The organism is Sphingobium sp. LSP13-1-1.1, assembly GCF_040676415.1.
Lineage (GTDB): Bacteria > Pseudomonadota > Alphaproteobacteria > Sphingomonadales > Sphingomonadaceae > Sphingobium.
In genome coordinates, this window is the sequence record NZ_JBEGHU010000001.1 from 50,117 (window position 1) to 70,822 (window position 20,706).

General features: G+C 64.9%; 19 protein-coding genes and 1 riboswitch. Of the genes, 5 read left to right on the forward strand and 14 right to left on the reverse strand.

What is annotated here, in order from left to right; translation table 11 throughout:
• Positions 1-14: 14 nt before the first annotated feature.
• Genes kdpB through MRBLSP13_RS00230 form a run of 4 tightly spaced genes read right to left on the reverse strand, consistent with a single transcriptional unit; the run spans position 15 to position 4,169 of the window.
• Entirely contained in the window at positions 15-2,045 is a 2,031-nt protein-coding gene (gene kdpB, locus MRBLSP13_RS00215; protein WP_363735957.1) for a potassium-transporting ATPase subunit KdpB, read from the reverse strand.
• 13 nt (positions 2,046-2,058) lie between these two features.
• Complete coding sequence (gene kdpA / locus MRBLSP13_RS00220) at positions 2,059-3,762, reverse strand: potassium-transporting ATPase subunit KdpA (RefSeq protein WP_363751962.1); 1,704 nt, start codon at positions 3,760-3,762, stop codon at positions 2,059-2,061.
• Positions 3,763-3,774: 12 nt separating this feature from the next.
• Positions 3,775-3,864: a potassium-transporting ATPase subunit F gene (locus tag MRBLSP13_RS00225; RefSeq protein ID WP_363735959.1), complete on the reverse strand. Its 90-nt coding sequence runs from the start codon at positions 3,862-3,864 to the stop codon at positions 3,775-3,777.
• An 11-nt stretch (positions 3,865-3,875) separates the two neighbouring features.
• Complete coding sequence (locus tag MRBLSP13_RS00230; protein WP_363751964.1) at positions 3,876-4,169, reverse strand: hypothetical protein; 294 nt, start codon at positions 4,167-4,169, stop codon at positions 3,876-3,878.
• A 254-nt stretch (positions 4,170-4,423) separates the two neighbouring features.
• On the opposite strand from MRBLSP13_RS00230, the gene MRBLSP13_RS00235 reads away from it, so the two are divergent.
• A complete protein-coding gene (locus MRBLSP13_RS00235) occupies positions 4,424-5,488 on the forward strand; it encodes a type III polyketide synthase (protein ID WP_363751967.1) in 1,065 nt (354 codons plus the stop codon).
• On the forward strand, positions 5,485-6,597 hold the full coding sequence (locus MRBLSP13_RS00240) for an NAD(P)/FAD-dependent oxidoreductase (RefSeq protein ID WP_363751970.1): 1,113 nt from the start codon (positions 5,485-5,487) through the stop codon (positions 6,595-6,597). The genes MRBLSP13_RS00235 and MRBLSP13_RS00240 overlap by 4 nt, the downstream gene beginning before the upstream one ends.
• Here the strand turns inward: MRBLSP13_RS00240 and MRBLSP13_RS00245 are convergent.
• Positions 6,548-7,246, reverse strand: a complete 699-nt coding sequence (locus MRBLSP13_RS00245) for a methyltransferase domain-containing protein (RefSeq protein WP_363735962.1) — start codon at positions 7,244-7,246, stop codon at positions 6,548-6,550. The two genes, MRBLSP13_RS00240 and MRBLSP13_RS00245, sit on opposite strands and share 50 nt — an antisense overlap.
• Before the next feature lie 59 nt (positions 7,247-7,305).
• On the opposite strand from MRBLSP13_RS00245, the gene MRBLSP13_RS00250 reads away from it, so the two are divergent.
• Complete coding sequence (locus MRBLSP13_RS00250; protein WP_363751973.1) at positions 7,306-7,707, forward strand: DUF2147 domain-containing protein; 402 nt, start codon at positions 7,306-7,308, stop codon at positions 7,705-7,707.
• Here the strand turns inward: MRBLSP13_RS00250 and MRBLSP13_RS00255 are convergent.
• The 5 genes from MRBLSP13_RS00255 to MRBLSP13_RS00275 form a co-directional block, all read right to left on the reverse strand.
• Positions 7,670-8,581 carry a class I SAM-dependent methyltransferase gene (locus MRBLSP13_RS00255; protein WP_363751975.1) on the reverse strand — a complete coding sequence of 304 codons (912 nt, stop codon included), beginning with the start codon at positions 8,579-8,581 and terminating at the stop codon, positions 7,670-7,672. The two genes, MRBLSP13_RS00250 and MRBLSP13_RS00255, sit on opposite strands and share 38 nt — an antisense overlap.
• A 62-nt stretch (positions 8,582-8,643) precedes the next feature.
• Positions 8,644-9,924, reverse strand: a complete 1,281-nt coding sequence (locus MRBLSP13_RS00260) for an HD-GYP domain-containing protein (RefSeq protein WP_363751978.1) — start codon at positions 9,922-9,924, stop codon at positions 8,644-8,646.
• Positions 9,925-10,077: 153 nt separating this feature from the next.
• On the reverse strand, positions 10,078-11,526 hold the full coding sequence (locus MRBLSP13_RS00265; RefSeq protein WP_363735967.1) for an efflux transporter outer membrane subunit: 1,449 nt from the start codon (positions 11,524-11,526) through the stop codon (positions 10,078-10,080).
• Positions 11,527-11,536: 10 nt separating this feature from the next.
• Positions 11,537-13,084, reverse strand: coding sequence for a DHA2 family efflux MFS transporter permease subunit (locus MRBLSP13_RS00270; RefSeq protein WP_363735968.1), 1,548 nt, complete (start codon positions 13,082-13,084; stop codon positions 11,537-11,539).
• Positions 13,081-14,232, reverse strand: a complete 1,152-nt coding sequence (locus MRBLSP13_RS00275; protein ID WP_363751981.1) for an HlyD family secretion protein — start codon at positions 14,230-14,232, stop codon at positions 13,081-13,083. Before MRBLSP13_RS00275 ends, MRBLSP13_RS00270 begins: the two co-directional genes overlap by 4 nt.
• Positions 14,233-14,326: 94 nt before the next feature.
• Between MRBLSP13_RS00275 and MRBLSP13_RS00280 the strand changes: the two genes are divergently transcribed.
• The gene (locus MRBLSP13_RS00280; RefSeq protein WP_363751983.1) at positions 14,327-14,758 is read left to right on the forward strand and encodes a MarR family winged helix-turn-helix transcriptional regulator; all 432 of its coding nucleotides are present in this window, start codon (positions 14,327-14,329) and stop codon (positions 14,756-14,758) included.
• A 249-nt stretch (positions 14,759-15,007) separates the two neighbouring features.
• Here the strand turns inward: MRBLSP13_RS00280 and ilvD are convergent, their stop codons facing one another.
• A complete protein-coding gene (gene ilvD / locus MRBLSP13_RS00285) occupies positions 15,008-16,861 on the reverse strand; it encodes a dihydroxy-acid dehydratase (protein ID WP_363751986.1) in 1,854 nt (617 codons plus the stop codon).
• Between the two features lie 99 nt (positions 16,862-16,960).
• On the opposite strand from ilvD, the gene MRBLSP13_RS00290 reads away from it, so the two are divergent.
• On the forward strand, positions 16,961-17,863 hold the full coding sequence (locus MRBLSP13_RS00290) for a LysR family transcriptional regulator (protein ID WP_363736866.1): 903 nt from the start codon (positions 16,961-16,963) through the stop codon (positions 17,861-17,863).
• Between the two features lie 15 nt (positions 17,864-17,878).
• Here the strand turns inward: MRBLSP13_RS00290 and MRBLSP13_RS00295 are convergent, their stop codons facing one another.
• The 3 genes from MRBLSP13_RS00295 to MRBLSP13_RS00305 all read right to left on the reverse strand — a co-directional run bounded on the left by MRBLSP13_RS00295 (position 17,879) and on the right by MRBLSP13_RS00305 (position 20,046).
• Complete coding sequence (locus tag MRBLSP13_RS00295; RefSeq protein WP_363735972.1) at positions 17,879-18,028, reverse strand: hypothetical protein; 150 nt, start codon at positions 18,026-18,028, stop codon at positions 17,879-17,881.
• A 173-nt stretch (positions 18,029-18,201) separates the two neighbouring features.
• Entirely contained in the window at positions 18,202-19,383 is a 1,182-nt protein-coding gene (locus MRBLSP13_RS00300) for an acetyl-CoA C-acyltransferase (protein ID WP_363735973.1), read from the reverse strand.
• Positions 19,384-19,536: 153 nt separating this feature from the next.
• Complete coding sequence (locus tag MRBLSP13_RS00305) at positions 19,537-20,046, reverse strand: MgtC/SapB family protein (RefSeq protein ID WP_363751989.1); 510 nt, start codon at positions 20,044-20,046, stop codon at positions 19,537-19,539.
• Between the two features lie 335 nt (positions 20,047-20,381).
• Positions 20,382-20,571, forward strand: a riboswitch (cobalamin riboswitch).
• Positions 20,572-20,706 lie beyond the last annotated feature (135 nt).

Consider the following 20,706-nt stretch of genomic DNA (forward strand, 5'->3'; position numbering starts at 1 on the left):
TGTTGCGCTGCGGGTCAGGCCAGGCCCAGCCCATTCACGGCAAGGTCGATCAGCTTGATCCCCACAAATGGCGCCACCAGCCCGCCAAGCCCGTAAATGGCGAGGTTTCGTGCCAGCAGCGGTCCCGCTCCGATTGGGCGATAGGTCACGCCTTTCAGCGCCAGGGGTACCAGGCACGGGATGATCAACGCGTTGAAGATGATGGCCGAAAGGATCGCGCTCTCCGGGCTGGCGAGGTCCATGATGTTGAGCACCCCAAGGCCGGGATAGAGCGCCACGAACATCGCCGGGATGATCGCGAAATATTTGGCGACGTCATTGGCTACCGAGAAGGTGGTCAGTGCCCCTCGCGTCATCAGCAGTTGCTTGCCAAGGCCCACCACCTCGATCAGCTTGGTCGGATCGCTGTCGAGGTCGACCATATTGCCCGCTTCCCGCGCCGCCTGGGTGCCGGTATTCATCGCCACGCCGACATCCGCCTGCGCCAGCGCCGGCGCGTCGTTGGTGCCGTCGCCGCACATGGCGACCAGCCGTCCCCCCTGCTGTTCCTTGCGGATCAGCGCCAGCTTGTCCTCAGGCGTGGCCTGGGCGAGGAAATCGTCCACGCCCGCTTCCGCCGCGATGGAGGCTGCGGTCAATGGATTGTCGCCAGTGATCATCACCGTGCGGATCCCCATTTGCCGCAGTTCCCCGAAACGTTCCCGGATGCCCGCCTTGACGATATCCTTGAGGAAGATCGCGCCGAGCAGCCGCCCGTCCTTCGCCACCGCCAGGGGCGTGCCACCCGCGCGCGCGATTTCGTCGGTGATGCGGCGAAGCTCCTGTGCCGCGGGCTCCTCCTCCAGACCGGGATTGGCCCGCAGGATGCTGTCCACGGCACCCTTCTGGATGGTCGATCCCTGGAGCGTCACCCCGGAAAGGCGGGTCTGGGCGGTGAAGGGAATGACCACTGCTCCTTCGGGCAGCGTATCCGCGCTTTGCCCGAACTTCTCCCGCGCCAGCAGGACGATGGAGCGGCCCTCCGGCGTTTCGTCGGCCAGGCTGGCGAGCAGCGCGGCTTCGGCCAATGCGGCCTGGGTTGTTCCCCCGACGGCGCGGAACTCGGTCGCCTGACGATCGCCCACGGTAATGGTGCCGGTCTTGTCGAGCAGCAGCGTGTCTATGTCGCCGGCCGCCTCCACGGCGCGGCCCGACTTGGCCAGCACGTTGAACCGCACGAGCCGGTCCATGCCCGCAATGCCGATGGCCGACAGCAGGGCGGCTATGGTCGTTGGAATGAGCGTGATCAGCAAGGCGGCGAGGATCGCCACCGGAATGCTGCCGCCCGCATAGCTGGCAAAGCCCGGTATCGTGCCGACGGCGATCAGGAATATGATGGTCAGGCCCACCAGCAGCAAAGTGAGGGCGATCTCATTGGGGGTCTTCTGCCGTTCGGCGCCCTCCACCAGGGCGATCATGCGATCGAGAAAGCCCTGTCCGGGATTGACCGTGACGCGAACCCGGATCTGGTCGGAAATGACGCGCGTTCCTGCCGTCACCGCGCTGCGGTCGCCGCCCGCTTCCCTGATGACCGGCGCGGATTCGCCGGTAATGGCCGCTTCATTGACCGAAGCGACACCGGCAATGACCTCGCCGTCGGAGGGGATGAGGTCGCCGGTTTCGACCAGCACGACGTCGCCCATCCTGAGCAGGCTGGCCGGGACTGTCTCGACCGCGTCGCCCCTCAGCCGCTTTGCGGTCAGTTCCGCCTTGGCTGCGCGCAACGAGGCGGCCTGCGCCTTGCCGCGTCCTTCCGCCAGCGATTCGGCAAAGGTCCCGAACAGCACCGTCAGCCACAGCCAGACCACCAGTTGCAGCTTGAAGCCGATGCCGAGATGGTCCTGCCCCACGGCGAGCAGCAGCGTCAGCAGCACGGCGACCGTGGCGGTCGTGAACATCACTGGGTTGCGGATCAGTTCCCGTGGTTTCAGCTTGCGGAAGGCGTCGCCGATCGCGGGAAGGATGAGGTCGACGGTGAAGAGCGATTTGGCTTCGGACCGGGGCATGGGCTGGTGATCCTTAAAAGAGCTGGCCATGGATCATCGCGAGATGATCCGCGATGGGGCCAAGGGCGAGGCCGGGCAGGAAGGTGAGGCCGCCGACGATCAACACGATGCCGACCAGCAACCCTGTCCAGAGCGGTCCCGTGGTGGGGAAGCTGCCCGCGGTTTCCGGCGTGTATTTCTTCGCCGCCAGTCCGCCGGCGATGGCCAGCATGGGTATGATGACGAAGAAGCGCCCGACCCACATCGCCACGCCCATCAGGCCGTTGTAGAAGGGCGTATTGGCGGAGATGCCGGCAAAGGCCGACCCATTGTTGGCGACCGCGCTGGTGAAGGCGTAGAGGATCTCGCTGAACCCGTGCGGTCCCTTGTTGAGCGGCCCCGCAAGACCAGCCGGCAGCACGCTCGCCAGCGCGGTGAAGACCAATATCACCAGCGGCAGCACGGCGATGGCGAGAACGGCGAGCTTCACCTCCCGGCTCTCGATCTTCTTGCCGACATATTCCGGGGTGCGGCCGACCATCAGCCCGGCGACGAATACGGCGAGGATGGCGAACAGCAGGAAGCCATATATGCCCGCGCCGACGCCGCCGACCACGACTTCGCCCAACTGCATGTTGAACAGCGGGACCAGGCCGCCGAGAGCGGTGAAGCTGTCATGCATGGCATTGACCGCGCCGCAACTCGCCGCCGTGGTGATGACGGAGAAGAGGGCGGAGGCAGCGATGCCGAACCGCACCTCCTTCCCCTCCATATTGCCGCCGGGCACCCCCAGATGGTGGAGGATGGGGTTGCCCGCCGCCTCCTGCCAATAGGTGACAGCTACGCCGGCGAGGAACAGGACCATCATCGCGGCAAGGATGGCCCATCCCTGGCGCACATTGCCGACCGCCTTGCCGAAGGTGTAGGTGAGGCCAACGCCGATTGCGAAGATCGAGAGCATCTGCACGAAATTGGTGATGGCGGTCGGATTTTCGAACGGGTGGGCGCTGTTGGCGTTGAAGAAGCCGCCGCCGTTGGTGCCCAGTATCTTGATCGCCTCCTGCCCCGCGACCGGGCCCAGGGCGAGGGTCTGCTTCGCGCCTTCCAGCGTCGTGATGTCGATCGACCCCGCCAGCGTCTGTGGCACGCCGCTCGCCATGTAGAAGATGGCAAGCACGACGGAGAGCGGCAGCAACAGGTAGAGCGTCACCCGCACCGTATCGGCCCAGAAATTGCCGATGGTGGCGCTGTTCCGTCGCGCAAAACCGCGGAACAAGGCGAATGCGAGCGCGATGCCGGTCGCGGCGGAAAGGAAATTATGGAGGGTGAGCGCCAGCATCTGGCTGAGGTTCGACATGGTCGATTCCCCCGAATAGCTCTGCCAGTTGGTGTTCGAGGTGAAGCTGATCGCGGTGTTGAAGGCGAGATGCTCGTCAATCGCGCCCAGATGCTGCGGGTTGAACGGCAGCATCGCCTGCATCCGCAGCAGCGCGTAGGTGAGGAGCAGTGTCGCCGCGTTGAAGACCAGCATGTGCACGGCATAGCGACGCCAGCCCTGTTCCTCCTGCGGGTCGATGCCGCAAAGGTGGTAGAAGCCGCGCTCGACCGGGCCGAGCACGGCATGAAGCGGCGTGCGGCGCCCTTCGTACAGCGCGAACAGCCACAGGCCGACGGGCTTTACCAGGACAAGCAGCAGGCCGACAAAGGCCGCGATCAGCAGCCATCCCTGAAAGGTCATGAAACGCCCTCCCTAAAAGCGTTCGGGCCGCGCAAGCACGGCGACCAGATAAAGGAGAAGGCCGATGGCGGTGAGCCCGGCGAGCCAGAGGTCGATGGTCATGACGCCGCTCCTCACGCCCGCTCGCACAGCGCGGCATAGCCGAGGCTGGCGACGAGAAGGAGGAGGATCAGGCCGATCCAGAGCATGTCTTGCATAAGAAAACTCCCGCAGCCGAATCTGTCGCGCAGGGGTGCGGGACGGGCTATCGTCTGCCGCTGGTCAATTAGGACATGGCGGCGTTTGAAATCGAGACAGGGGAAATGAGCGAGACATAGAAATTGCGTATGAAAATGATCCGCTTCGCACCGCAGCCCGCACAGCGGCCCATGCCCTTCACTGCGGGGCTTCGTCCGGCACGGCGTCATGGATCGAGCAACGGGATGGCGGATATGGCGCCGTCATTGCAGATGGAAGGGAACGGTTCTTGTCCGGTGCGATTGTTGACGATGGCTGACAGCCGTTCCTGCCGCGTGCACCAATGCGCCCATTGCGGCGTCCGGCCCGATCCGATCTTCCGGCGGCGCAAGATGCAGGTTCAGGGCAGAGGGAAAGGCTGCCGGGGTCGACTGATTTTCCCGACCTTGATGCTTTTACCGGCTGCAGGAGACAAACTGATACAATGACCGACACGCGTGCTCGCATCAACGCCATCGGGTGCGCCGTGCCCACGCTGGACATGCATGCACCCTTCGTCCGATGGGCGACGGGGCAATTGGACGACCCGCACGAACGACGGCTGTTTCAGCGTATGGCGGAGCGATCCGGTATCGAACATCGCTGGTGCGTGCTGCCGTCCACGGCAGACGGCGGGTCGCCGGTCGACCCTGGCGGCTTCTATGCGGGCGAAATGCCGCCGACTTCGCTGCGCATGCGCTGCTACGCCGATCATGCCCCCCGGCTGGCGATGGAGGCGATTGCCCGATTGAAGGCGCAGGTGCCGGTCGAGGGGATCAGCCATCTGGTGGTGGCAAGCTGCACGGGCTTCGTCGCTCCCGGCATCGATCAGATCATTGCCGAGCGGCTGGGCCTGGCCGATGTCGAGCGGACCCTAGTCGGCTTCATGGGCTGCTATGCCGCCGTTGCGGCGTTGCGCACGGCGCGGCATATCGTCCGGTCGGAGCCCGATGCGCGGGTGCTGGTGGTGACGGTCGAACTGTCTTCCCTGCATTTCCAGCCGGAACGGAAGATCGAGCGGCTGTTGATGATGCTCCAGTTCGCGGATGGCGCGGCGGCCGCGCTGGTGACGGGCGCTGGCGCGGGGATTGCGATTGACCGGCCATTCTCGCTCAACCTCGCCGACTCGGCGGAACTGATCCGCTGGGACATAGGCGATAGCGGCTTCATCATGCATCTGTCCGGCGAGGTGCCGGGGCGCATCCAGGTGGCGCTGGCCGATCCTGCGGTGCGTCGCCGCCTCTGGGGCAATGAGGATATGGCGGCGATAGAGCGATGGGCGGTGCACGCCGGCGGCCGGTCGATCCTGGACGCGGTGGAGCAGGGACTGGACCTTGGCCGGGATGCCCTGGCGCCGTCACGGAGCGTACTGGCGCGGTTCGGGAACATGTCGTCTTCCACCCTGATGTTCATCCTGCACGACATGCTGGAGGGCGCGGGGCAGGGAGTGGCGCTCGCCTTCGGACCGGGATTGGCGGCGGAGGGATTTCGCTTCGAAGGACTGGCATGACGACGCGCTTGCCCGCGTTGGTCGTCGGTGGCGGGCCGGCGGGTGCGGTGGCGGCGATCGCCCTTGCGCAGGCGGGGGTGGAGGTGCAGCTCATCGACCGCCAGAGCGGCCCCCATGATAGCGTGTGCGGTGGCTTCCTTGGCTGGGATGCCTTGGCGGCATTGGGCGATCTGGGTCTCGACGCGCACCTGTTGGGCGCGCGGCCGATCCAGCGATTGCGCCTGTTGGCGGACGGCCGGCATCTGGAATTGCCGCTGCCCTATGCGGCGGCGGGGCTGTCGCGGCGCACGCTGGACGAAGCACTGATCGGCCGTGCGGCGCAGGCCGGAGTTGTCATCCGGCGCGGCCGGGCAGTGCGTGCCGCCGATCCCGCAGAGCGCTCCATCCGGCTGGACGATGGCGAACATCTGAAGGGAGACGCGCTGTTCCTGGCGACGGGCAAGCATGAATTGCGCGGATTGGCGCGTGATCTTGCCCGGTACCGGGAGGCACCCTGCGTCGGGATACGCGCAACCCTTCCCGGCGGTGCGGACCTGGCGGGCGTGATCGAGATGCATCTGTTCGACGGCGGCTATGCAGGGTTGCTGTTGCAGGAGGATGGCTCCGCCAATTTCTGCCTGTCCGTTGCGCGGGACCGCCTGTCGGATGGCGTCCCGGAGCTGATCCAGGCCATCATGAAGGAAGCGCCGCATCTGGCCGATCGCATGGCTGGAAAAATGCCGCACTCTTTCGAGGCGATTGCTGGCGTACCCTATGGCTGGCGCGCGGCGGCGAATGTGCCGGGCATCTTCCGCATCGGGGATCAGGGCGCGGTGATCGCTTCCCTGGCTGGGGACGGCATCGCCATCGCGCTCCACAGCGGGGCAAGTGCGGCGCAGGCCTATCTGCGCGGCGGTGCGGACGTGGCGATGGATTGGCAGGAAGAATGGCGCCGTCGCAGCCGCCGGCCGCTGGCGATTGCCGAAGCGTTGCGTCACGGGGCGGCGGGACCATGGGCGCGCGGGATGCTGATGCAGTTGCTGCGCCGGGTGCCGGCCCTTGGTGCTCAGGCCGCGCTGTTCACCCGCATATCCGCTCCACGCACAGGCGGAAGGAAAAGCGTCGGATGATCCGGACATCGTCCAGGCTTACGCCCGCCTGGGGCAATATTTCCGCCCAGTCGCCGGGACGGAAGGACCGGGCGATCGATAGCTGACCATCCTCGCGGACGATGCGGTGGACGCGCAGCAGGCGCGCGAGCAGCGGAAAGCCCCAATAGGCAAAGCCATGCCGGTGCAGGTCGCAGATCAGCCACCCCATGCGCGCTTTCGCCTCCATATGGCGCAGGAACGTCATCAACTGCGCGTCCGTCATATGATGCGTCACCTGGCTGGAGATGATGAAGTCGAATTGTTCGGGCTGGTCCAGATAGTCGCCGGCGCGATAGTCGATGATGAGGTCGGGCGGCGTGGCCCGACGAGCCGCGGCAAGACTCTTTTCATTGAGGTCGACGCCAATGAGTTCCGCTTCGATGCCCCGCCGCCGTGCCCAGCGCGCAACGGCACGCAGGACGTCGCCGTCGCCGAAGCCGACGTCGAGCAGGCGGAAATGCCGTGCCGAACCGATTGCGCGGTTCAGGAAGGCGATGGTGGGCCACGCGGTGAACGTCCAGCGGTTCACGCGCGCCAGATCGTGCAGCACGCGCTCATAGACGGCGGGATCCAGGTCTGGCGCGTCCATCTGCTCTTCCTGCCGCGAACGGATCGAAAGATCTGCCATAAGCCCTCTCTTCTTTGCCTGCATCATAGCATATCTTCATGGGCGTGGAGGTGCATGCCATGGGATTATTCGCCGCGTTCCTGCTCCTGACGGCCGGAGCCCAGCCAGCGTCCGTAGAGGGGCAATGGCTGACGGAGGATCGGAAGGGCGTGGTGCAGATCGCGCCATGCGGGGGACAGATGTGCGGACGGATCGCGCGAGTACTGGACAGGGGACCGGGCGTGCCGGCGACCGACATCAACAATCCTGAGCCGAAATTGCGCGGGCAGCCGATATTGGGCCTGCTCACCCTATGGGGTTTCCGCCGTGTCGGCGCGATGTGGAAGGATGGGCGCGCCTATGATCCCAAATCGGGGCGCAGCTACCGCGCGACGCTGGGGTTGAACCCGGATGGAACGCTCAAGCTGACGGGCTGCGTATTGTTCATCTGCCAGTCGCAGCGCTGGACGCGGGTGCGCTAGAGGGATTTTCAAGCGATGGAACCGATCGCTGGTCCGCACCCTTTTCCCAAAGGAAAATGCCATAGCGCACGGCGCCTGTGCGAAGCGCGAGGATCAGGCGCGGCAAACTGAGGATGAAGTCGCGGCTCCGGGTACGGGGGTTGAAGGCGAGGCTTCGCAGCATCGGATCGTGGATCATCGCCAGCACCAGGCGCCGCAGGCAGATGGTCCAGGTGCGGCGCACGCGAACGCTTGCATCCTCATAATCGCGTAGGACGAACCCCGCTTCGGCCGCAAGCGCCTGATAGTCCGCCCGGCTACCCATGCTGGGCAGCCGCCCTTCGCGACAGATGGGATGCAGGAGGTGGCGGACCTCCCATGGCCGCGCTCCTTCGCCCTCCAGCCAGGCGCAGACGACCAGCCGCCCGCCGGGCCGCAATATCCGCGCAGCCTCCGTGAAAAAGCGGGTCTTGTCGACCATATGTTCGGAACTTTCGATCGCATAGGCGCCGTCGAAACCCGCATCGGGCAGTTCATTATGCAGCCAGTCGCGACGCAGGCAGGTGAAGCGGAAGAGCGCGCGCGCTTTTGCAACATTCTCCTGCGCGGCGGAAAGGGTGAGGCCCAGGATATGGACATCGTGGCGGGCGATGATCCGGGCGGCGGTGGCACCATAGCCGCACCCTATGTCGCACAGCGTCTGCCCCGGTTCCGGCGCCAGACGGGCCTCCACCTGCGCAACCAGCGCTTCGGCCGCCTCGGCGGGACTTTCACGTCCCGTCCGCCAGTAGCCATGATGGACATGCTCGCCCCAGATCCGCCGGTAGGCGAGGTCCAGTTCGTCATAATGAACGGCGACGCCCGCCGCGGTAGAGGGGCTGTCCGGTACGATCATGCCGCTTGTATCACCCGCCGAACCGGCAGGCGCAACGGATTTTCAGAAGCGAGGTCGCGCCTTCACCCCGCCGCCAGCAGCTTCGCGCTGAGCGCGGGCCATTCGGTCATATCCCAGCCTTCGGGCGTTTCGCGGGTGATGATCTGGTCCGCACCGAAGCAGTTGGCAAGATCGATATCCTCTGCCTTCACAAAGCCGCGGTCGGAGAGGCAATAGAAGGGCCGCACCACCGGCAGCGTCAGATCGTCCGCATTCTGCTCCACCACGATCGCCAGCCGGTGCGAGCGCAGGCGAACCAGCGATCCGACCGGATAGATGCCGACCGCCCGCTGAAATGCCTGGAAGATTTCGGGGTCGTAGAGCGTCTGTGCCTCATCCAGCATCAGCAGGGTGCGGGACGGGTCTTCGCCATGGCGGTGGATGCGGTTGGACGTCATCGCGTCATAGGTGTCGCAGATCGCCGCCATGCGGGCGAACCGTCCGATTTCCTCGCCCTTCAGCCCATGGGGATAGCCGCTGCCGTCCAGCCGCTCATGATGATGAAGGCAGACGTCCAGCACGGCGTCGGGCATTTCGCCACCCAAAGCCAGAAATTCATGGGCCAGCGTGGTGTGGCTCTTCACCACCTCCCACTCCTCTGGCGTGAGCGGACTGTCCTTGTCCCAGGTTTCCTGCGGCACATGGCCCATGCCGACGTCCATCAGCAATCCGGCAAGCCCGGCCTGCTGCACCTCCTCGGGAGAAAGGCGGAGCTGCTGCGCCAGGCTGATCATCAGGGCGCAGACCGACAGGGCGTGGAGATAGAGATATTCGCTCGTGTTCTTGAGCCGCGTCACGGCCATGAAGGCATGAGGGTTACGCTGGATGGAACTGGAAATCTCGTCGATCATCGACTCAAGCTTGTTGAGCTTGATCGCATTGCCCAGCCGGGAGTCGTCGAAGATCTTGTGCATCGCGCGCACGGACTTGCGGACGAGGCGGTTCGCGTGAACCATCTCTGCCTTGGTCGAAAGCCGGTCCTTCGACAGCGGATCGAAGGGACGGCTGACAGGAGCGGGCGCGGCGCGCCGGGCTATGGTTGCGCCTGCGCGGCCGAACGGGCGGTCGCGCAGGTCGTTCGCCGGTGCGCGGGGTACGGCTGGCGTTTCCCTGGGTTTCAGGTCAGCGCCGCGCGTCGTGTCGATCTGTACCCATTCGACCTTGCTCGCCTTCAGGTTTTCCAGCTGATCGGCGTCCTCCAGCAGCATCCGGCTCTTCCAGAAGGGGTGGGAGAACCAGGACCCTTCCATCTTGTGGAGGAACATGCCCAGCTCGACATGCTCGGTACGAATTCTTTTCAACATGATGATGCGCGGCCCCGAGTTGAGAGTCCGTCCTGTCTGAACCGAAGCGCGCTTCTCCGTACGTGCCGGGCCCCCTCCCGGACGGGTCGCGCTCTCATCCAGACGATATGGACTTCCAGAAAGGCATTTCGCCCCTAAAGCCTTGCGGAAAGGTTAAATTCCTGATTGCCAACCCAGGCCAAGCGCCTTTTGCAGGGCGATATAATCCGCCGTCATGGCCGCTGTTCCCTGCGTCAGCGCCTGTGCCGCCGACAGGCTCTGCCGCTCCGCGTCGAGAAGCTGGATACGCGTGGCCGTTCCGGCGTCGAAACGCTGGCGTGTCAGCGCGGCGGTGCGGTCGGCCGAAGCCTTGGACCGGGCAGCGCTGGCGACACTCAGCCGACGGGCGCCGAAGCGGGAAAGCGCATCCTCGCTGTCGCGCAGGGCGTTGAGCACTGCCTGCCGATATTGCGCGGCCGCCTCGTCCCGCACGCCTTCGGCCTGGCCCACGCGGGCGGCGTTGCGGCCGAAATCAAGGAAGCTCCAGCTCAGGCGTGGCATGGCGATGGCCGCCAGCGTACCGAGATCGACCAGATCGCCCGGATTCGTGCCGCCGATCCCGATCAGGCCCATGAAGCTGAGGCTAGGAAAACGCGCCGCTTCCGCGACGCCGATCCTGGCGGTGGCGGCCGCGAACTGGCGTTCCGCCGCACGAATGTCGGGACGGCGTTTCAGCAGCGCAGCCGGATCGCCGACGGCGACCTGCGCGGGAGGCAAGGGCACGGGGGCGAGCGTGGCCAGCATGCCGTCAAGCGCGCCGGGCGCTTCCCCGGCGAGCGTGGCCAGCGCGTTCAGATAGGCGTCGCGCTCCGCACTGAGCGGCAGCAGCGCTGCGTCGCTCTGCTCCAACTGGTTGCGCTGCTGTTCCACCTCCAGCGCGGACGCAGTGCCCTGGGCACGGCGCTGCTCCGTCAGGCGCAGCATCTCCTGCTGCCGGGCCGTGGCCTGCTGTGCGAGGGCGATCCGCTGCTGGCGATCGCGCAGATTGACATAGGCCTGGGCGATTTCGGCGGTCAGGCTGACCTGCGCGTCGGCGACATTGGCTTGCGCCGCCTCGAACTGCGCCCGTGCGGCCTCCATGCCGCGTCGCCGGCCGCCCCACAGGTCGATCTCCCAACTCGCGTCGAAGCCGAGATTATAGAAGTTGAGCGACTGGCTGTCGCCACCGTCGGAACTTCCATCGTTCGAACTGCCCAGGTTGACGCCGGGAACGTCGGCATGGACGTAGATGGCGGATGCATTGACCTTGGGAAGGGTGTTGGCGCGCTCTGTCCGCAGGGCGGCGCGGGCCTGCCGCACCCGCGCCTCCGCCACGGCCACGCCCGGATTGGCGGCAAGCGCGCGGGTTTCCAGCGCGTCGAGAACCGGATCTGCCAGCGCCGTCCACCAGTTCGCCGCGGCCGGTGCCTGCGGGCTGATGTCAGCGGGCGTCCTGGCGAAATTGGCGGCCGGGCTGACGGGCCTGGCCGCTTCCGGTCCATGATAATCCGGTCCGGCGGTGCAGCCAGCCAGGATCAGCAGGGGAAGGGCCGCCGAGAAAAGGACTTTCGGGGGGAAACGCATGGAACCAGCCTCAATGCATCGCGATCGCTTGCCCCTTGGGCAAGGGACGCAGGAACAGCACCAGCGGCAACACGGCAATGATGCCGACCGCCAGCATCGTGAAAATGTCGTTATAGGTCATCACCAGCGCTTCCCGCTGGATCGTGCCCGCCAGCGAGCGAAGCGCGGCGTCCTGCCCGCCCAGCGAATGGGCCAGGCCACCGATATAATCCTGCACTTGCCCGCTATTGGCGCTCAGGCTTTCCTCCATGCGGCGGCTGTGCAGCCAGCTTCGCTGGTCCTGGATGGTGGCGATGCCCGCCAGCGCCAGCGATCCGCCCAGATTGCGAACGGCGTTGAACAGCCCGGCGGCATCGCCTGCATCCTCGGGCGGAACTGCTGCGATCGCGGCCTGGTTGAGGAAGAGGAAGCCGAACACGTTGCCGATACCCCGCAGTAATTGCGACTCGACGAAATCATGACCCACCGCCTGATTGGTCAGCACCGTGTCGATCCCGCAGCTTGTCGCCATCACAAGCAGGCCCGCGCCAACGGCGATACGTATGTCGAGATGCCGGATCAGCAGCGGGGTGAGCGGCATCAGCATCAGGCTGGGAATGCCCGACAGAAGGACGATCCGTCCCGATTGCAGCGCATCATAGCCGGCGATCGCCGCCAGAAACTGCGGAATGATGAAGGCGGTGCCGTAGAGCATCATGCCGATGACCAGCCCCATCAGCGCAACGGCGCCAAATTGCCGGTCCAGCAGCAGCTTCAAGCGGATGACCGGCCTTTTCGCGAAATATTGCCCCGCGAACAGCAGGATGAAGCCGATACCGCAAATGATCGACATCAGGACGATCTCCCGGCTCTGGAACCATTGTTCCCGCTGTCCCTCCTCCAGCACGATGGTAAGGCCGCCCAGTCCCAGCGCCATGCCCGCGATGCCGAGCCAGTCGGCCTGCCAGAATTCGCTGGGGCGCGGCTTTTGATGCGGCATCGTCACCAACAGCAGGGTGATGAGCAGGATGCCCACGGGCAGGTTGAGGAAGAAGGCATAGTGCCAGCTTATATTCTCCGTCAGCCATCCACCGACCAGCGGGCCGAGCACGGGGCCCAGAATGGCGGTGACCCCGAACAGCGCATTGCCGATCGGCTGCTGGGAACGGGGCAGGCGGGTGGCGATGATCGTCATCGCCGTCGGAATCAACGCACCGCCGGTAAAGCCCTGGCCGACCCTGCCGATGACCATTGTCGTCAGATCGCCCGCCATGCCGCAGAGCATGGAAAAGCCGGTGAACAGAAAGGCGGCGGTGAGCAACAGGGTGCGTAGCCCCAATAGTCGTTCCAGCCATGCCGCCAGCGGAATGATGATGATTTCCGCGACCAGATAGGATGTCGCGATCCAGGTGCCCTCCGTGCCGCTGGCGCCGATTTCGCCCTGGATCGTGGGCAGTGCGGAATTGACGATGGAAATGTCCAGCGTCGCCATCATTGCGCCCAGGCTGCCTGCGATGACGGCCAGCCATGCGGCGGCGTCGGCGCGTTCGGGCGCGGTCGTATAGACAGGGGCGTTCATCGCTCGGTCCGGGCGTTATGCCGCTCCTGCTCCCGCCGGATTTGGGCGGCGGCATTCCTGGCCGAGCGGGTGTCGACGGACACTTCGACCGACATGCCTGGAACCAGCAGTTTTCGGGTCTCAGGCCCCGCGCTTATGGCGATGCGAACCGGTATGCGCTGGACGATCTTGGTGAAATTGCCGGTGGCATTCTGCGGCGGCAGGATCGAGAACTGGGCGCCGGTGCCGGGCGCGATGCTGGCGAGCTTTCCTGGCAGTTCAACCCCCGGCAGTGCATCCACCTCGATAGTCACGGGTTGGCCGACGCGCATCAACCCCAGTTGCGTTTCCTTGAAATTCGCCTCGACATAGAGGCTGGCCTTGGGGACCAGCGTCATCAGGCGGCTGGCGGCCTGGACGAACTGGCCCTGCCTGACGCTCTTGTCGCCGATCCGGCCATCGGCTGCTGCCCGCAAAATGGTCGCTTCCACATTGGTGTTGGCGGCCGAAAGCTGTGCGCGTGCAGCCTCGCCCTGTGCCTGGGCCTGTCGGACCTGTGTCTCCAGCGTGGCGATCCGCTTCTCGGCGCCGTTCAGCGTCGCGCGGGCGGCGGCCGCCCTTGCCCGCGCCTGCGTGGCCTGGTTCTGAAGCTCCGACAGGCGTTCGCGCGTCTCTGCGCCGCTCGCCGCCAGCGGGCGATAGCGCTCCACCTCGCTCGCGGCGAAGCTTGCGCTGGCATTGGCGGCATTGAGATCAGCCTCGGCCTGGGCGATGGCGGCCCGTTGCTCGGCCATCTGGGCGACGACGCCGGCCGCATTGGCCTTGGCCAGGTCGATCTGCGCCACGGACTGGGCCGCCTGCGCCCGGTAATCGCGCGGATCGATCTGCGCGAGGGGCTGGCCTGCCTTCACATCCTGATTCTCGGCGACAAAGACGCGGTCGACATAGCCCGAAACCTTGGGGGCAATGGTGATCGAATCGGCCTGGATATAGGCGTCATTGGTCGATTCCTGATATTTGCCGAAGGTTTCGAAGCGGATGAACCACAGCACGCCGCCGCCGATCAGCGCGAGAGCCACCAGCAGCAGGATCAGGCGGACACGCGGACTTTTGAGCGGGGAAGGCCGGCTCTGGCCCGAGTCGTCGGCCGTGCTGGGGGAAGAAGCCATTGTTTCGGAATTCATAGGGGAGCCTGCTGCATTCAATTCCGTTTCATATGCTCGCACTTGCACTATAGCGCAATACCATTTATTGAGGTTCCTCATGAATGGTGCAGACGAACAGCTACTGACGGACCTGTTTCGGTTGATCACACTGATCCGCCGGTCCTTCGACCGTGCCATGACCGGGCAGGGGGCTTCGCTGGCCCAGACCAAGATATTGATGTGCATAAAGGCGCAGAATGGATCGGCGCGCGCCGCCGATATCGCGGAAATGATGAATCTGGCGCCGCGGACGGTGACGGAGGCATTGGACGGACTGGAGCGCGAGGGTCTGATCCTGCGCGTGCCCGACAGGGATGATCGGCGGGTGAAGCGGCTGGCGATCACCCCAGCAGGGGAGGCGGCGGTGACCGTGACCGAGCCCCTTCGTATCGAACTTGGAGCGAAGCTGCTGAAGCCCCTGACCCCATCGGATCGTCGGCAATTTCATGCTGCACTGCAAAAACTATTGGAGGGACTGGCCGATAGCTGACCTTTTGATTTCCGTGAGATTCTCTGTTAGCATTGCTCCGCCTGACCGGCCAAGATCCGGCGGCGAGGGAGAGTGCGATGGAGCGTATGCATTACAGCATGTGCCAATGCAGCGTCGGACTGCTGAGCCTGTTCAGCGCGTCGGCACTGCTGTTGACCGGCACGGTCTACATCCTGCTTCACTAATCGTTCGTGTATGAGCAGCCTCAAGGCCGCGCCGCATCGCTGAATGCGGCGCGCAGTTCGGTTATCAATCCTTCTCTACCTGACCCACGTCCCGCACCGCGCCGCGCGCGGCATTGGTGGTGAGCGCTGCATAGGCGCGCAGGGCGGGCGAAACATTGCGCTTCCGCCCAAATGGCTTCCATGCCTTGGCGCCGCGTGCCTCCATTTCCACCTTGCGGGCGGCGAGGACGGCGTCATCCAGGTCCAGCTTGATCAGGCGATTGGGAATATCGATGAGGATGGGATCGCCGGTCGCGACCAGGGCGATCAGGCCGCCCTCTGCCGCTTCCGGCGAGACATGACCGATCGACAGCCCCGACGTGCCGCCCGAGAAACGTCCGTCGGTGATGAGTGCGCAGGCCTTGCCCAGACCCTTCGATTTCAGATAGCTGGTCGGATAGAGCATTTCCTGCATGCCAGGGCCGCCCTTTGGCCCTTCATAGCGGATGACGACGACATCCCCGGCCTTCACCTCATTGCCCAGGATGCCGGCGACCGCAGCGTCCTGGCTTTCATAGACGCGGGCGGTGCCGTGGAAGGTCAGGATGGATTCGTCCACCCCAGCCGTCTTCACGATGCAACCCTCCGGCGCGATATTGCCGAACAGCACGGCGAGGCCGCCATCCTTGGAGAAGGGGTGCTCCGCGCTGCGGATGACGCCGGTCTCGCGATCCGTGTCCAGTTCCTCCCAGCGGGCGTTCTGGCTGAACGCCTGGGTCGTGCGGACGCCGCCGGGCGCCGCCCGGAAGAAGTTGCGCACCTCCTCGCTGTTGGTGCGGCCGATGTCCCAGCGATTGAGCGCGTCGCCCAGTGTCGGCGCATGGACGGTGGGCAGGCTCGCATCGACCAGTCCGGCGCGCTCCAGTTCACCCAGGATCGCCATGATGCCGCCAGCGCGATGGACATCCTCCATATGCACGTCGTTCTTGGCCGGCGCGACCTTGCAGAGGCAGGGAACGCGCCGAGACAGGCGATCGATGTCCGCCATGGTGAAATCCACCCCGCCTTCATAAGCGGCGGCGAGCAGGTGCAGCACCGTGTTCGTGGAACCGCCCATGGCGATGTCCAGGCTCATGGCGTTCTCGAACGCGGCGAAGGTGGCAATGTTACGGGGCAGGGCCGACGCGTCGTCCTGCTCGTACCACCGCTTGGCCAGATCGACGATGGTACGGCCTGCTTCCAGGAACAGCTTTTCCCGGTCGGCATGGGTGGCGAGCGTCGATCCGTTGCCCGGCAGCGACAGCCCCAGCGCTTCGGTCAGGCAGTTCATCGAATTGGCGGTGAACATGCCGGAACAGGAACCGCAGGTCGGGCACGCCGACCGCTCGATCACCTTCACCTCCTCGTCGGTGTAGCTGTCGTCCGCCGCGACGACCATGGCGTCGACCAGGTCCAGCGCGACGATCTTGCCGCGCAGTTCGGTCTTGCCGGCCTCCATCGGGCCACCGGAAACGAAGATGGTCGGAATGTTGAGGCGCATGGCGGCCATCAGCATGCCCGGCGTGATCTTGTCGCAGTTGGAAATGCAGACCAGCGCGTCGGCGGTGTGGGCGTTCACCATATATTCGACGCTGTCCGCGATCAGATCCCGGCTGGGCAGCGAATAAAGCATGCCGTCATGACCCATGGCAATGCCGTCGTCGACCGCGATGGTGTTGAATTCCTTGGCGACGCCACCCGCAGCCTCGATCTCCCGCGCGACGAGTTGGCCCAGATCCTTCAGGTGCACATGCCCCGGCACGAACTGCGTGAAGCTGTTGGCGATGGCAATGATGGGCTTGCCGAAATCCTCATCCTTCATGCCGGTGGCGCGCCAAAGGCCCCGCGCGCCCGCCATGTTGCGGCCGTGGGTGCTGGTGCGTGAACGATAATGCGGCATGGTCTGTCCTCGGTTTTTCTCCTGCCGTCATACGCCGTTGCGAGCAGGTTGTGAAATATATTGCAGCCATGCTATAAAGTCGCAGGATGAATGAATAAAATGGATCTGCGCCAGCTCAACCATTTCCTTGCCGTGGCAGAGGAATTGCATTTCGGTCGTGCCGCTGAGCGGCTGGGCATGACGCAGCCGCCACTCAGCCAGTCGATCATGGCATTGGAACGCGAACTGGGTGCGCCTCTCTTCATCCGGACAAAGCGTCAGGTGGCGATGACTCCCTTCGGCCGCCAATGGCTGGAACATGTCCGGCCGGCGGTGGGCGCCGTGACCGATCTGGCTGCCGTGGCGCGGCACTTGCGGGCAGGGACGGTCGGGCGACTGGCCCTGTCCTTCGTCAGTTCGGCTGACTACAGCATTCTGCCTGAACTGGTGAGGCGCTATGCCCATGCCTTTCCAGAGGTGGACATGACACTGATGGAAGCGACGAGCGACGTTCAGGTGGAGGCGTTGGTCGAAGGGCGAACGGACGCGGGGTTGCTGATCCCGCCTGCCTCCGGCCTGCCCGCCGCCATCGACTATCGCCCGTTGCTGAGAGAGCCGCTGGTGGCGGCCGTGCCGGAAAATTGGGCGGAGGACGGGCGTCTGCCGGTCAAGGACGGCAGGTTGGCCGGGGAGGACTGGCTTGACCAGCCGCTGCTGCTTTTCCCGCGGCATGTTTCGCCCACCTTCCACGACCTGGTCGTCGACCATTATCGGGCCATGGGACGGGAACCCCATGTGCGCCAGCGGGCGATCCAGATGCAGACGATCATCAGCCTCGTGTCCGCCGAAATGGGAATGGCACTGGTTCCCGCCTCGCTCCGCAATCTGGCGCGAACGGGCGTTCGCTACCTGCCGTTGGCGGACGAGGCGCCTGTGTTGGAAACGGGCCTGGCATGGCGCGGGGCGGACGAGGCTCCGACGCTGCGCGCCCTTGTGCGGATCGCTCTGAGCCCGGACGGGTAGGATGGGAGACGACGCTCAGCCTGCCCTGGCGGCGAAAGGCGGGCTGGACAAGGGAATCATCGGCGCCGTTTCTTGCAATCCGGTCCTGACGATGATCAGCCTTTCATGGCCTGCGCGGACATTGGCGAAGTTCCTGCCCATCCAGGCGGGAATATGTTCGAGCATCGACTTGCTCCATGGCTCTGGTCACCGACTGAAGAGAGAATTTCAGTTGCGCGCAGGACGTTCCATGGCGGCGTGTTGCGCCATGGAAGCATTCAGAACCAAAGAGACATGGGTTGGAAAAGATACCGTCCGGGCGGACGGGGCCGATCCTTCAATATTTCCTTCCCTCTCGCCTACAGTATTTCGAGGGCGACGGCGGTCGCTTCGCCGCCACCGATGCAGAGTGCCGCCACGCCCTTTTTCAGGCCTCTCGCCTTCAAGGCCGCCACCAGCGTGGCAATGATCCGCGCGCCGCTAGCACCGATGGGATGCCCCAGCGCAGTGGCGCCGCCATTGACGTTGATGCGGTCGTGCGGGATGTCGAGGTCGCGCATCGCGATCATCGCGACGGCGGCGAATGCCTCGTTGACTTCGTAGAGGTCGACCTCACCAGAGGACCAGCCAGCCTTATCTAGCACCTTGCGGATCGCGAAGACCGGGGCCGTCGTGAACAGCGCGGGAGCATGGGCATGGGCTGCGGTGGCGACGATGCGCGCTTCTCTTGCGAGGCCCAGCTTCTCCGCGACGTCGGAACGGGTCAGCACCAGCGCGGCCGCGCCATCCGAGATGGAGGCGGAGGACGCCGCCGTGATCGCGCCGTCCTTGGCAAAGGCAGGCTTCAGGGAAGGAATCTTCTCGGGCCTGGCATTGCCGGGCTGCTCGTCCTTGTCGACCTGGACCTCGCCGCCACGCGTCCGGACCGTCACCGGAACAACTTCCCCAGCGAAGGCGCCGCTGGCGATCGCGGCGTTGGCGCGAGCGAGGCTCTCGACCGCATAGGCGTCCATCTCCGCGCGCGTGAACTGATAGTCGCGGGCCGTATCCTCGGCAAAGGCGCCCATGGGCTTGCCGCGGTCATAGGCGTCCTCCAGCCCGTCCATCATCATCGTGTCGATGATCCGGTCATGGCCGATGCGCGCGCCGGAGCGATGCTTGGACAGGGCATAGGGTGCATTGGTCATGCTCTCCATGCCGCCCGCAATGACGATATCGACGGTTCCCGCGCTCAGCGCTTCTGCGGCCATGATCGCCGCCTGCATGCCGGAACCGCACATCTTGTTGACGGTGGTCGCTTCGACGGACTGTGGGAGACCTGCGCCAAGCGCCGCCTGTCTGGCGGGCGCCTGCCCAAGCGCGGCGGGCAGGACGCAGCCCATATAGATGCGGTCAATGGCTTCCGGCGCGGCACCCGAACGCTCGACCGCCGCCTTTACCGCCACGGCGCCCAGTTCCGGCGCGGAAACGCCGGAAAGCGCGCCTTGAAAGCCACCCATCGGGGTGCGGGCATAGCCGGCGATGATGATATCCTTGCTCATTGCTCTTTCCTCAAGCGGTTCGGGAGCGAACCCTGCACCATATCATGGCGCGAATCGCAACAAGGGTTTCCGCCCGCGTCGCTCGCCTCTTCTCCTATCGCGACCATGCGCGCAACGGAGGTGTCGCTGAAGGCGGCGATGCGATGGGCCCCTTCAGCCGTCACGCTTGGGGACCGTCGACCCCCGACGATTGGGCATGGTGACGGAACCGCTTTCCGGGTCGTCCGCCTTCTTCTCGCGCCGACCCATGCGCTTTTCGATCAGGAGGAGCAGGGACAGCAGGACCAGCGCGATCAGCGATCCTGCAAGCACGAGCACATATTGGCCGGCTCCTGCCGTGATCCCGACGGCTGCCGCCATCCACAGGCTGGCGGCCGTCGTCATGTTGCGCACATCGCCGCCGCGCACGAAGATGAGGCCACCTGCAATGAAGCCGATTGCCTGGGCAAGACCCTGAACGACGCGGATCGGATCGCTGTCCTGATGGGCTTCCGCCAGTTCCAGTGCTGACAAAGTCAGCATCGCCGAACTCAGCGACACCAGTCCATGGGTACGCAGGCCCGCATCATGACCGTGACGTTCCCGCTCAAATCCCAGCGCAAGGCCCAGCAGGGTTGCGAGCAAAAGGCGGACGAGCGTGGTACCGAAATCATTGGCCAACATGGCCATAATACACGCGAAGGAGACTCGCCGTTCCATCCACGGCGACGAATTCGACAGGCCGCGTCCGCTATGGGATGTTAACGGTCGTCGCTGTCGGAAGAAACATGTGCAATCAGGCCGTTGACCCGCATTTCATTTTCAGCGGTGCATGCGAACAACTGACAGAACCAATCCATCCATCGCGTCAGAATCGCCATGGTTCCTCTCCCTCATTACGGGCGATGATAGCAGTTCGGGCGAGTGAGGAGAAGTGTAACCATCGCAAATCGGCGCACCGCTGCGGGTCGGTGAATTCTTCGCTTTTTACGACCTTGCGATCGGGCGAATGCAGTCTTATCAGCGCCAGTGCGACAGGTTCCCCGTCAGGGGATGAAAAGGGAAGTCGGGTGGAACGCCCGCGCTGCCCCTGCAACTGTAAGCGGCGAGCGATCCAGCCATCGCGCCATTGGAACCAAAGGTTTCGAGAAGGCGGCCGGAAAGCGTCGACCCGTGAGCCAGGAGACCTGCCTGACGCGGTCGTTCTTCGGCCGGACAGGGTGTGCCGGACGAACGGGGATATCCTCGCCGAGCGACAGTCATCGCCTTGCCGGCGCGGCCGTGCAGGGGAGTTCTGTCGCCTGCCCGATGCCGGCCAGTCCTCTCCCGCGCGGTTCCCGACAG